Consider the following 12,190-nt stretch of genomic DNA (forward strand, 5'->3'; position numbering starts at 1 on the left):
ACTTTCGTACCTGCGTCCGAGCCTAAACCCGGACGCTCACGCACACCTGTGGGCATACGCGCTCAAACGTACGCCCCACCTGCGGCTTCGTCGGCCGGGTGTGTCGGACCGCCACGCGTCAGCCGCTGAGGCGCACCGGCATGATCAGGTACTTGTAGGCCTCGTCCGCCTCGGCGTCCACGGCGGGCTTGCCGCTGAGCAGCGCGGGCTTCGTGGACGTCGTGAAGGAGAGCTGGGCGACCGGCGAGTCGATGGCGCTCAGGCCGTCGAGCAGGAAAGTCGGGTTGAAGGCGATCGAGACGTCATCGCCCTCCAGCTGGGCGTCGACCCTCTCCACAGCCTGTGCGTCGTCGCTGGAACCGGCTTCCAGGATCAGCACACCCTGCTCGAAGCTCAGCCGCACCGGGGTGTTCCGCTCGGCGACCAGGGCCACACGCTTGACGGCCTCCACGAAGGGGGCGGTCTCGATCACGGCGATCGAGTTGAACTCCGTCGGGAACAGCGAGCGGTACTTCGGGAGGTCGCCTTCGAGCAGACGGGTGGTCGTACGCCGCCCCGCGCCCTCGAAGCCGATCAGACCCTCGCCGGCACCCGAGCCGGACAGCGCCAGGATCACGCTGTCGCCGCTCGTAAGGGCCTTGGCGGTGTCCAGGAGCGTCTTGGCGGGCACCAGGGCCACCGCGGACGCCTCGGGGTCCTCCGGCTTCCACAGGAACTCACGGACCGCGAAGCGATAGCGGTCGGTGGAGGCGAGGGTGACCGTGTCGCCCTCGATCTCGATACGGACGCCGGTCAGGACGGGCAGGGTGTCGTCGCGGCCGGCCGCGATGGCCACCTGGGCCGCCGCCGAGGCGAAGACCTCACCGGGCACGGTGCCGGTCGCCGACGGCATCTGCGGCAGCGCCGGGTACTCCTCCACAGGCAGGGTGTGGAGTGTGAATCGTGAGGAGCCGCAGACCACGGTCGCCCGTGCACCGTCTGTGGAAATCTCCACCGGCCGGTTGGGGAGAGCGCGGCAGATGTCGGCGAGCAGGCGGCCGGAGACGAGCACCGTGCCCTCCTCGTCGACCTCGGCGTCCACCGAGACCCGTGCCGAAACCTCGTAGTCGAAGCTGGAGAGGCTCAGAGCGCCCTCCTCGGCCTTCAGAAGAAGGCCGGCGAGCACAGGCGCCGGCGGACGGGCCGGGAGGCTGCGTGCCGCCCAGGCCACTGCCTCCGCGAGTACGTCGCGTTCCACCCGGATCTTCACCGTTGCCGCCTCCGTCTGTTGCCGGCGCTCTCGCCCTGCTGGCCTTCGTCGTCTGACTCGGTGTCGCTCGGCCCAGGGATGGGCAGGACACCGGGGACCAGTCTGACGCACCGCACTGACAGTCGGTGCCCCTCGGGGTCAAGTCGTTGCGAGCGGCACCAGAGGCTCCGAGGGCAAGTTGTGCACAGCCCCCGCTTCGAATCGATTCCCAGCCTCTCTCTAGTTGGTCTTAGTAGTAGGCCCTGTGGAAACCGTGGATAACCCTGTTTTCGCAGGTCAGAGGGGATTTTTTGTCCACCGACCCTGTGGGTGGGAGCGGTGGAAAACCACGCTCCTCTGTGGACGGCGAAAAGTTCTGCACACTCCATGCACAGCCTGAGGGCACTTCTCCCCAGAGGCGTCCCCAGGTTTACCCACGTTCCCCACAGGCCAACCAGGCACCTTGGTGTGACGCCTTTCACTCGACACGGTGAGAGCACGCGTCGCGTTGCCGAACAGTGGACAGAGGTGTGGAGAAGCTGGGGATCACTGGGGACAACCGGCTCCAGCCTGTGGGTGGGCGGTGGACAACTCCGTGCACACCCTGTGGATCTTTTCTTCGTCCACAGGCTGTGGAGAGAGTTCGTCCACCAATCCACAAGCAGGTGACCTGGTCTGATGGTCTTTCAACAGTGCCCCCTGTGGACACGATCTGGACAACTTCCCAGTCCCCAGGGTGTGGACGCCAGAAAGTCACCAAATCTGTGGAGAGTGGCCGTAACCCGGCCCGTAATCGAACAGAGGATGACGGCCGAGCATCGAGGCGAGCCGTCGACAGGCGCTGAAAACGTCGCCGCGAGCCCTCGGCAGGCGCGTGAGAACGTCCGCGAGCGTCTTCAGAGACGTATGAGATCGGCGCCGAGCGCCTTCAGCAGACGTACGGGACCGGCGCCGAACGCCCTCAGCAGACGTACGAGAACGGCGAAAGGCGCCCTCGGGAACTCGTCCCGGGGCGCCCTCAGTGACGTACGACGGTCTGTGCCGCCGTCTCCGATGCCGTCCTACTCAGCCGTTCTTGATGCGGTTCGTGAGCTCGGTGACCTGGTTGTAGATCGAGCGGCGCTCGGCCATCAGCGCGCGGATCTTGCGGTCGGCGTGCATCACGGTCGTGTGGTCGCGGCCGCCGAACTGCGCGCCGATCTTCGGCAGGGAGAGGTCGGTCAGCTCGCGGCACAGGTACATCGCGATCTGGCGTGCCGTCACCAGGACACGGCTGCGCGAGGAGCCGCACAGGTCGTCCACGGTGAGGCCGAAGTAGTCGGCGGTGGCCGCCATGATGGCCGGCGCGGTGATCTCCGGGGACGAGTCCTCGCCGCCGGGGATCAGGTCCTTGAGGACGACCTCCGTCAGACCGAGGTCCACCGGCTGCCGGTTGAGCGACGCGAACGCGGTCACCCGGATCAGCGCGCCCTCCAGCTCGCGGATGTTGCGCGAGATGCGGGAGGCGATGAACTCCAGGACCTCCGGCGGGGCGTTGAGCTGCTCCTGCACCGCCTTCTTACGAAGGATGGCGATACGGGTCTCCAGCTCGGGCGGCTGGACGTCCGTGGTCAGACCCCACTCGAAACGGTTCCGCAGTCGGTCCTCCAGGGTCACCAGCTGCCTGGGCGGCCGGTCACTGGAGAGCACGATCTGCTTGTTCGCGTTGTGGAGCGTGTTGAAGGTGTGGAAGAACTCCTCCTGCGTCGACTCCTTGTCCGCCAGGAACTGGATGTCGTCGACGAGAAGGATGTCCATCTCGCGGTACCGCTTGCGGAAGCTGTCGCCCTTCCCGTCGCGGATGGAGTTGATGAACTCGTTGGTGAACTCCTCGGAGCTCACGTACCGCACCCGCGTGCCGGGGTAGAGGCTGCGGGCGTAGTGCCCGATCGCGTGCAGCAGGTGCGTCTTGCCGAGGCCGGACTCCCCGTAGATGAAGAGCGGGTTGTACGCCTTGGCGGGCGCCTCGGCGACGGCGACCGCGGCGGCGTGCGCGAAGCGGTTCGAGGCACCGATGACGAAGGTGTCGAAGAGGTACTTCGGGTTGAGGCGTGCGGTGGGCTCGCCAGGGCCGCTCGCCGGCGCGGGCTGCGCGGCCAGCGGGCCGGGGGCGCCGCTGGACGAGGGCAGCGAGGGGCCGCCACGGTGCATGTGGCCGCTTCCGGAGGGCGGCTCCTGGAGATCGCGGCGGTCGGGGCGCTGGTCGTAGTCGGAGCGCTGCTGGTCGTAGTCCGGGCGCTGCTGCTCGTAGGGCGGCCGGTCCATGGACTGCGGCCGGTAGTCCTGCGGGGGCGAGGCGTACGGGTCGCGTTCCGGGAAGCCGAGGCGCTGCTGCTGCCAGCCGTAGTCGTCCTGGTGCCGCGGCCAGGCGCCCGGCTCGGGGCGCTGGTAGTCGGGGTAGGCGGGGCGGGCGTTCGGGAGCTGGTCCGGGCGGCCGGACGGCAGCTGGTCGCCGGGGGCCCCGGGGAGCTGGTCGGATCGGCCGGACCTGTGGTCGTCGGCGCGGTGGCGGCCGTACCCCTCGTATCCGTCGCGGCGCTGACTGTCGTAGGGGTTCCGCTCGTCGCGGCCCTGGGCGTCGTAGCCGTTCCGCTCGTCACGGCCCTGGCTGTCGTACGAGGGTCGCTCGTCGCGCGCCTGGCTGTCGTACGGGTTCCGGTCCTCGCGTGCCTGGCCGTCATAGGTGTCGCGGCCCTGGCCCTGTCCTGAGGGGGGCTCGGGCTCCTCGTACCGGGGCTGGGTGGGCGTCGAGGGTTCGCCGGCGGAGTCGTCGACGGTGATCGCGATGCGGATCGGGCGGCCGCACTCGCGGCTCAGGGTCTCGCTGACGATCGGCGCGAGACGGCCTTCGAGTACGCCCTTCGCAAACTCGTTCGGGACCGCGAGGAGCGCAGTGTCCGCGACCAGCGCGAGAGGCTGGCAGCGCTTGATCCAGTGCTCGTCCTTCGCCTCGACGCCCTGACCACGGCCCTCACCGAGAAGTTGTTCCAGTACTCGTGGCCACACTGCGGCAAGATCGGCAGGTACGTCAGCCACAGGGCACGCTCTCTCATGGGTCCCACGAACGTGTGGTTCTGGGAACAGGTTGGGAAGTCAGTCGGGTGGTGCGGTGGGGACAAAGCCGCTGGGGCGGTGAGAAGGGAACGAATCGGAGTTTGGCCACGGTAGTCAGGGCGACCGCTGCGGTTCAAGTTGTTGTCCCCAGCCTGTGGATAGTGTCTCCTGGCAGATGCTGGTTTGACCGGATGGCGTAGCCGCGCGTACCGTAACCAGGTCGAGTTGTCGATGGCTGCTGCCGCCTGCCTCCGATGGGCACAGGTCACTTCGAGTGATCGGGAAGCGGTGCACTCGGGCGTATACGAGCTACTCGTGGGCGCACGGTGACAGCCAGGACGGCACCCCGCCACCACCGATTCTTTCTGGAGCCCCCGAGTGAGCAAGCGCACCTTCCAGCCGAACAACCGTCGTCGCGCCAAGACCCACGGCTTCCGCCTGCGGATGCGCACCCGTGCCGGCCGCGCGATTCTCGCGAACCGTCGTGGCAAGGGTCGCGCCAGCCTGTCCGCCTGATAACCAACAGGTCATGACGTCGTGCTGCCTACCGAGCATCGGCTGAGGCGGCGCGAGGACTTCGCGACCGCGGTACGCCGAGGACGCCGGGCCGGACGCCCGCTCCTCGTCGTCCATCTACGTAGCGGTGCAACGGACCCGCACGCGCCTGGGGAGAGCGCTCCCCCGACGCGTGCGGGTTTCGTCGTGAGCAAAGCCGTGGGTGGGGCCGTCGTACGCAACAAGGTGAAGCGAAGGCTTCGCCATCTGATGCGTGACCGAGTGGCCCTGCTGCCCCCCGGTAGCCTGGTAGTCGTACGAGCGTTGCCCGGTGCGGGTGACGCCGACCATGAACAGCTGGCCCGAGACCTGGATGCCGCCCTTCAGCGGCTGCTGGGAGGGGGCGCGCGATGAAGTACCCGCTGCTGGCTCTTATCAAGCTGTACCAGTGGACGATCAGCCCGCTGCTGGGGCCGGTGTGCAAGTACTACCCGTCGTGCTCCCACTACGGCTACCAGGCCATCGACCGGCATGGTGCGATCAAGGGAACGGCACTCACCGCCTGGCGCATCCTCCGGTGCAATCCGTGGTCGCTGGGCGGTGTGGACCATGTTCCGCCGCGTAAGCGTCCGCGGTGGCACGAAATGCTGCGCAACGCCTGGCGTGCACGCAAGGGCGGGACCTCCGCCGCCGAACCGGCCATCGAAGGGCACGGTATGTCCGACCACCCCTCGAGCCCGGCCGCCGAGACCCCGTCCCATGCTCAAGGAGCCTGATTAGTGGACACGATTGCCAGTCTTTTCAGCTTCATCACGACACCCGTTTCCTGGGTCATCGTCCAGTTCCACTCCGTGTACGGGAAGATCTTCGGTCCCGATACGGGCTGGGCCTGGGGCTTGTCCATCGTGTCCCTGGTGATCCTGATCCGTATCTGCCTCATCCCGCTCTTCGTGAAGCAGATCAAGTCGACGCGGGCGATGCAGACGCTGCAGCCCGAGATGAAGAAGATCCAGGAGCGCTACAAGAACGACAAGCAGCGCCAGTCCGAAGAGATGATGAAGCTGTACAAGGAGACGGGTACCAACCCGCTCTCCTCGTGCCTTCCCATCCTGGCGCAGTCGCCGTTCTTCTTCGCTCTGTACCACGTGCTGAACAGCATCGCGACCGGCAAGACGATGGGCTTCATCGACGACTCGCTGCTGACCAGCGCCCGTAAGGCGCACATCTTCGGTGCCCCGCTCGCGGCGAAGTTCACCGACGGCGCCGACAAGGTCGCCTCTCTCGGTGCCACGCTGACCGATGTCCGTGTCGTCACCGCGGTCATGATCGTCCTGATGTCGGCGTCGCAGTTCTACACGCAGCGTCAGCTGATGACGAAGAACGTCGACACCACGGTGAAGACGCCCTTCATGCAGCAGCAGAAGATGCTGATGTACGTCTTCCCGGTCATGTTCGCCGTCTTCGGTATCAACTTCCCGGTCGGTGTCCTCGTCTACTGGCTGACCACCAACCTGTGGACCATGGGCCAGCAGATGTACGTCATCCGCAACAACCCGACCCCGGGCAGCAAGGCACAGGCCGCTTACCTGGAGCGCCTGCAGAAGCACGTCACGCACCACGAGAAGACGCGTGGCCGCGGCGAGAAGGCCATCGTCAAGGCGATCGTCGCCAAGGGCCGTGACCGCAACGAGCACGAGCGCAAGTTCATCAACACCTTGACCAAGGCGGGCCTGGCGGCCCAGGCCGACGGCACCGTGGTGAAGGGCGTGAGCGACGCCGTGACCGAGGCCGAGGACGGCACCCCGACGACCACCGGCGGCGCCCCCAAGCGGCAGCAGCCGAAGCGGCAGTCCAAGTCCCAGCGTCAGTCGGGTGCGGCCAAGGCGGCGGGCGAGTCCGAGCCGAAGACCTCGCTGACCAAGTCCGACGAGCCGCAGGACGCCAAGCCGAACGCAGCCAAGCCGGCGGCGAGCGGCAACAACCCCGGCTCCGGTACCCGCAGCAAAGCCCAGTCCGGACAGCGCAAGGGTCCTCAGCGGCCCAAGTCGCCGTCCAAGAAGTAAGAAGGAGTCCATCCCGTGACGGAAGGCACCACCTCCGCTGCCGCCGAGGGCGACACCCTGACCCGCTTGGAGCAGGAGGGCGAGATCGCGGCGGACTACCTCGAGGGTCTGCTCGACATCGCTGACCTCGACGGCGACATCGACATGGACGTCGAGGCCGACCGCGCCGCTGTCTCGATCATCAGCGAAGCCGGCGGCCGCGATCTGAACAAGCTGGTCGGCCGGGACGGCGAGGTGCTGGAGGCCCTGCAGGAGCTCACGCGCCTGGCGGTACACCGGGAGACCGGGGACCGCAGCCGCCTCATGCTGGACATCGCGGGCTACCGCGCGAAGAAGCGTGAGGAGCTCTCCGAGCTGGGCGCCAAGGCCGCGGCCGAGGTCAAGAGCTCCGGCGAGCCCGTGAAGATGAACCCGATGACGCCCTTCGAGCGCAAGGTGGTGCACGACGCCGTCAAGGTCGCGGGCCTGCGCAGCGAGTCCGAGGGCGAGGAGCCGCAGCGCTTCGTCGTCGTGCTTCCCGCCTGATCGGTACGTACGTTCCATCGGCCCCGTCTGTTGCGCAGGCGGGGCCGATCTTTGTCAGCCTGGTAGTCCCCGGTAGTACCTGGTTGCTCCTTGGTAGTCCCTGATGGTCCTGGTGGTCAGCGCCCAATGCGCTTATGCGGTACGGAAGGACGGTCCCCGTGACGGAGGCAGCGGAGCTCCCTCCCGCGCCCGAGCAGGCGCGCGAGGTATTCGGCAATCGCTTCGCGGACGCGGTCCGGTACGCGGAACTCTTGGCCGAGGCGGGTGTGCAGCGGGGGCTGATCGGCCCGCGCGAAGTGCCCCGCCTGTGGGAGCGGCACCTGTTGAACTGCGCGGTGCTCTCCGAGGTCGTACCCGAAGGAGTGACGGTGTGCGATGTCGGCTCGGGCGCCGGGCTCCCTGGCATTCCACTGGCGCTCGTCCGTGAGGACCTCAAGATCACACTGCTTGAGCCATTGCTGCGGCGCACGACCTTCTTGACCGAGGTCGTGGAACTGCTGGGCCTCGACCATGTGACGGTCGTCCGTGGTCGTGCTGAGGAGGTCATGGGCAAGCTTCAGCCCGTTCACGTGGTGACCGCGCGCGCCGTGGCGCCTCTGGACCGCCTGGCCGCTTGGGGCATCCCACTGCTGCGTCCCTACGGCGAGATGCTCGCCCTCAAGGGTGACACCGCCGAGGAGGAGCTGAAGAGTGCTGCAACGGCGCTCAGCAAGCTCGGTGCCGTCCAGACTTCCGTCCTCCAGGTCGGAGAGGGAGTGGTGGATCCGCTCTCCACCGTCGTCCGTGTCGAGGTCGGGGAGAGTCCTGGAGGTGTGCGCTTCGCGGCCAAGCGGGCGAAGGCGGCCCGCACCGGGCGAACGCGACGCCGACGCTGAGCCTGAGAGGCTCGATGGACCCTGAACTCCCGGCTCCTCTCCGTGGAGCCGGGAGTTCTTCGTCACTCCCGCTGATCCGTCCTGACGACGAGCGGTACTCCACACAAGCTGCCAAACCTACGCATCTCGGAGTGTCGCGCCGCGATGGCCGTGAACGCTATGCATCGTGTTTCACGTGAAACGTCGCTCACTGTTGCACGGAATCATCAGTCGCGGCCGGGCCGCGGCCGAACCCCGCGACCGGAGACCTCTCGGTTCCCTCAGAGGGGGTGCGGAGTTGTCCACAGAGGTGGATTTCTCCACAGAAGAACGGGCCTCGCTGGTTCACGACCCCGAAGGCATGGGAGGCTCTGTTCATTGCGAGCCTGAAGTCGAGGAGAGTGAATCCTTGCGGTCCGACGCCAACATCGCGGGACCGATGACCGATCCGGTCCCCGGTCCCCGTACCGAGTCGATGGGGGAGGATGTTTCACGTGAAACACCGCCCCCGATGGACGACACTCCCATCGGTCGTGCTGCCCAACTGGCAGTGGAGGCGCTAGGTCGCGCCGGTGAGGGCCTGCCACGGCCCGAGCAGACCAGGGTCATGGTCGTTGCCAATCAGAAGGGCGGGGTGGGTAAGACCACGACCACGGTCAATCTTGCTGCCTCACTCGCTCTGCACGGTGGCCGTGTCCTGGTGATCGACCTCGACCCTCAGGGCAACGCCTCCACCGCGCTGGGCATTGACCATCACGCCGAAGTTCCATCGATCTACGACGTGTTGATCGACAGCAAGCCACTCTCCGAAGTCGTCCAACCGGTCCCCGATGTCGAGGGTCTTTTCTGCGCGCCTGCCACGATCGATCTCGCCGGTGCGGAGATCGAGCTTGTGTCCCTGGTGGCACGGGAGAGCCGGCTGGAACGAGCGATCCAGGCATACGAGCAGCCGCTGGACTACATCCTCATCGACTGCCCGCCGTCGCTCGGTCTTCTGACGGTGAACGCGCTGGTGGCCGGTGCGGAGGTCCTCATCCCCATCCAGTGCGAGTACTACGCGCTGGAAGGCCTGGGACAGCTCCTGCGCAACGTGGACCTGGTGCGGGGGCACCTCAACCCCAACCTCCATGTCTCGACGATTCTGCTCACCATGTACGACGGCCGGACGCGACTGGCGTCGCAGGTCGCGGACGAGGTGCGCAGTCACTTCGGTGAGGAGGTGCTGCGGACGAGCATTCCTCGCTCGGTCCGTATCTCCGAGGCCCCGAGCTATGGGCAGACGGTGCTGACCTACGATCCGGGGTCGAGCGGTGCCCTCTCGTATCTTGAGGCAGCACGAGAAATCGCCCTCCGAGGAGTCGGTGTGGCGTACGACGCGGAACCTGCCCACATGGGCGCACAGAACGGTCAGAACATGGTGGAGGGGATCCAGTGAGCGAGCGACGACGGGGACTGGGGCGTGGCCTCGGCGCACTGATCCCTGCGGCCCCGACAGGGGAGAAGTCGGCTTCCTCGGCGGTAGGCGGCACGTCCGCTTCGCCGACGGCCGTGCCCGTACTCACCGCGGAGCGCGGGGTGGCGGCGGCGAAGGTGGCCATGCTGCCGCCTGTTTCACATGAAACGGAGGAGCTGTCGTCGAACGGAGCTCTGGAGGCGCCCCCGGCGCCTGTAGGTGCTCACTTCGCCGAGCTGCCTCTCGACTTCATCACCCCGAACCCGCGCCAGCCCCGCGAGGTTTTCGACGAGGACGCTCTTGCCGAGCTCGTCACCTCCATCAAGGAGGTCGGGCTCCTCCAGCCCGTCGTCGTACGTCAGGTCGGTCCTACGCGCTACGAGCTCATCATGGGCGAGCGGCGCTTCCGGGCCTGCCGTGAAGCCGGGCTCGAGGCCATTCCGGCGATCGTGCGGGCCACGGATGACGACAAGCTCCTCCTGGACGCGCTGCTGGAGAACCTGCACCGCGCGCAGCTGAACCCGCTGGAAGAGGCCGCGGCCTACGACCAGCTGCTCAAGGACTTCAACTGCACGCACGACCAGCTGGCGGATCGCATTGGGCGGTCGCGTCCGCAGGTCTCCAACACCCTGCGTCTGCTGAAGCTCTCTCCCGCGGTTCAGCGCCGTGTTGCGGCGGGGGTCCTCTCTGCCGGACACGCACGGGCGCTGCTCTCCGTCGACGACTCGGAGGAGCAGGACCGGCTGGCCCACCGGATCGTGGCCGAGGGGCTTTCGGTGCGGGCCGTCGAGGAGATCGTCACCCTCATGGGATCGCGGCCGCAGACCGCGCCGCGCTCCAAGGGGCCGCGGGCCGGTGCTCGGCTCTCCCCGGCGCTCAGCGATCTGGCGTCGCGTCTCTCGGACCGTTTCGAGACGCGGGTGAAGGTCGATCTGGGGCAGAAGAAGGGCAAGATCACCGTCGAGTTCGCCTCGATGGACGACCTTGAGCGCATCCTCGGTTCACTCGCGCCGGGCGAGGGACCGGTTCTTCAGAAGAGTCTTCTGGACGACGACTCCGAGGACTCGGAGGCCTGAGTCCTCCGGTGGCGGGACGGTCTTTGATCGGGGGACCCACCAGAACGGGCCGTGTCCGGTGTGTACCGGACACGGCCCGCTCTTTTGCTTTCTGGCGGTATCGATGGAATCGCATCGTGGATACGATGCGTTCGGGTATGGCGCATCCACCTGGCAGCACCTTCATTGGGGAGGCGGGGGCCGTGCAATCCATGACCCGTACCGGACTGCTGACCGCGGGCCTGGGACTGGGAGCGGTCGGCGGTTTCGTCGGCAGTCTGCTCAAGGAGCGGAGCGCTCTGGCAGCCGCCCGTGACGCTGCGGGCGAAGGAAGTGAGGAACATCCTTCATGGGGCGTCGGCTCGTACCGCTCACGCTGGACAACCTTCAGGACCTTCCCAACCGCTGTCGCTCGTGTGTCTTCTGGGAGCTGGACCCAGTCAGCGGTCAGGCCGCGGTAAAGGCCGGCACACCTGAACTGGAGAAGGAGGCATGGATCTCCGCCGTCCTACTGGAGTGGGGATCCTGCGGCCGCGTTGTCTACGTGGACGACGTACCGGTGGGGTTCGTGCTGTACGCCCCTCCGGCCTATGTTCCCCGCGCCACGGCTTTCCCCACGAGTCCGGTGTCACCGGATGCGGTTCAGCTGATGACCGCCTTCATCCTGCCGGGCTACCAGGGGCAGGGACTTGGCCGGGTCATCGTGCAGACAGTCGCCAAGGATCTGCTGCGTCGCGGCTTCAAAGCGATCGAGGCATTCGGGGACGCGCGGTGGAAGGAGCCGGCCTGTGTGCTACCTGCGGACCATCTGCTGGCCGTGGGCTTCAAGACGGTCCGGCCGCACCCCACCTATCCGCGACTGAGGCTTGAGCTGCGTACGACGCTCTCGTGGAAGGAAGACGTGGAACTGGCCCTGGACCGCCTTCTGGGAGCCGTGCAGAAGGAACCGGCGCTCCGCCCCCTGTAGCTGGCGCTCTGGCCTTGCAGGGGGCGTTCTGACCTTTCAAACACGAGTGGGCCAGCCCGGAAGGGCTGGCCCACTCGTGTTTCACGTGAAACACGCGCCGCTCGCGCGCGGCAGCTCACCGATTACTAGGCGATGAAGTCCTCAAGGTCACGCACGATCGCAGCCTTCGGCTTCGCACCGACGATGGTCTTGGCGACCTCGCCACCCTGGTAGACGTTCAGGGTCGGGATCGACATGACGCCGTACTTGGCGGCGATCCCCGGGTTCTCGTCGATGTTGAGCTTGACGACCTCGATCTTGTCGCCGTACTCGGCTGCGATCGCCTCGAGCGACGGCGCGATCTGGCGGCACGGACCGCACCAGGCGGCCCAGAAGTCCACCAGGACGGGCTTGTCGCTCTTGAGGACGTCCTGCTCGAAGGAGTCGTCGGTCACGTTCTTGAGGGTGCCGGCCACGG

General features: G+C 67.0%; 12 protein-coding genes. 9 read left to right on the forward strand and 3 right to left on the reverse strand.

Translation table 11 applies throughout. From position 1 onward, the window contains the following. Positions 1 to 118: 118 nt before the first annotated feature. Both dnaN and dnaA read right to left on the reverse strand, forming a co-directional pair. Complete coding sequence (gene dnaN, locus OG246_RS08925) at positions 119 to 1,249, reverse strand: DNA polymerase III subunit beta (RefSeq protein WP_266458384.1); 1,131 nt, start codon at positions 1,247 to 1,249, stop codon at positions 119 to 121. A 1,044-nt stretch (positions 1,250 to 2,293) separates the two neighbouring features. Next, positions 2,294 to 4,303, reverse strand: coding sequence for a chromosomal replication initiator protein DnaA (dnaA, locus tag OG246_RS08930; protein WP_266458387.1), 2,010 nt, complete (start codon positions 4,301 to 4,303; stop codon positions 2,294 to 2,296). A gap of 396 nt (positions 4,304 to 4,699) precedes the next feature. Between dnaA and rpmH the strand changes: the two genes are divergently transcribed. The 9 genes from rpmH to OG246_RS08975 all read left to right on the forward strand — a co-directional run bounded on the left by rpmH (position 4,700) and on the right by OG246_RS08975 (position 11,733). Then, a complete protein-coding gene (gene rpmH, locus OG246_RS08935; RefSeq protein ID WP_006381191.1) occupies positions 4,700 to 4,837 on the forward strand; it encodes a 50S ribosomal protein L34 in 138 nt (45 codons plus the stop codon). A 21-nt stretch (positions 4,838 to 4,858) separates the two neighbouring features. Continuing rightward, positions 4,859 to 5,230, forward strand: a complete 372-nt coding sequence (gene rnpA, locus OG246_RS08940) for a ribonuclease P protein component (RefSeq protein WP_266458390.1) — start codon at positions 4,859 to 4,861, stop codon at positions 5,228 to 5,230. After that, positions 5,227 to 5,592, forward strand: coding sequence for a membrane protein insertion efficiency factor YidD (gene yidD / locus OG246_RS08945; protein WP_266458393.1), 366 nt, complete (start codon positions 5,227 to 5,229; stop codon positions 5,590 to 5,592). The genes rnpA and yidD overlap by 4 nt, the downstream gene beginning before the upstream one ends. Positions 5,593 to 5,595: 3 nt before the next feature. Continuing rightward, on the forward strand, positions 5,596 to 6,879 hold the full coding sequence (gene yidC / locus OG246_RS08950; RefSeq protein WP_266458396.1) for a membrane protein insertase YidC: 1,284 nt from the start codon (positions 5,596 to 5,598) through the stop codon (positions 6,877 to 6,879). A gap of 15 nt (positions 6,880 to 6,894) precedes the next feature. Continuing rightward, positions 6,895 to 7,404 (forward strand): R3H domain-containing nucleic acid-binding protein, encoded by a 510-nt coding sequence (locus OG246_RS08955; protein ID WP_266458399.1) that lies wholly within the window; start codon positions 6,895 to 6,897, stop codon positions 7,402 to 7,404. 158 nt (positions 7,405 to 7,562) lie between these two features. Beyond that, positions 7,563 to 8,279 (forward strand): 16S rRNA (guanine(527)-N(7))-methyltransferase RsmG, encoded by a 717-nt coding sequence (gene rsmG / locus OG246_RS08960; RefSeq protein WP_266458402.1) that lies wholly within the window; start codon positions 7,563 to 7,565, stop codon positions 8,277 to 8,279. A gap of 340 nt (positions 8,280 to 8,619) precedes the next feature. After that, complete coding sequence (locus OG246_RS08965; protein ID WP_323178313.1) at positions 8,620 to 9,693, forward strand: ParA family protein; 1,074 nt, start codon at positions 8,620 to 8,622, stop codon at positions 9,691 to 9,693. Next, a complete protein-coding gene (locus OG246_RS08970) occupies positions 9,690 to 10,787 on the forward strand; it encodes a ParB/RepB/Spo0J family partition protein (protein ID WP_266458405.1) in 1,098 nt (365 codons plus the stop codon). The genes OG246_RS08965 and OG246_RS08970 overlap by 4 nt, the downstream gene beginning before the upstream one ends. A gap of 328 nt (positions 10,788 to 11,115) precedes the next feature. Continuing rightward, on the forward strand, positions 11,116 to 11,733 hold the full coding sequence (locus OG246_RS08975; RefSeq protein ID WP_266458407.1) for a GNAT family N-acetyltransferase: 618 nt from the start codon (positions 11,116 to 11,118) through the stop codon (positions 11,731 to 11,733). Between the two features lie 125 nt (positions 11,734 to 11,858). On the opposite strand, the gene trxA is transcribed toward OG246_RS08975, so the two are convergent. Next, on the reverse strand, positions 11,859 to 12,188 hold the full coding sequence (gene trxA, locus OG246_RS08980) for a thioredoxin (RefSeq protein WP_266458411.1): 330 nt from the start codon (positions 12,186 to 12,188) through the stop codon (positions 11,859 to 11,861). Positions 12,189 to 12,190: the final 2 nt, after the last annotated feature.

The sequence above is a fragment of the Streptomyces sp. NBC_00620 genome (genome assembly GCF_026341825.1).
In the GTDB taxonomy this organism is placed as follows: domain Bacteria; phylum Actinomycetota; class Actinomycetes; order Streptomycetales; family Streptomycetaceae; genus Streptomyces.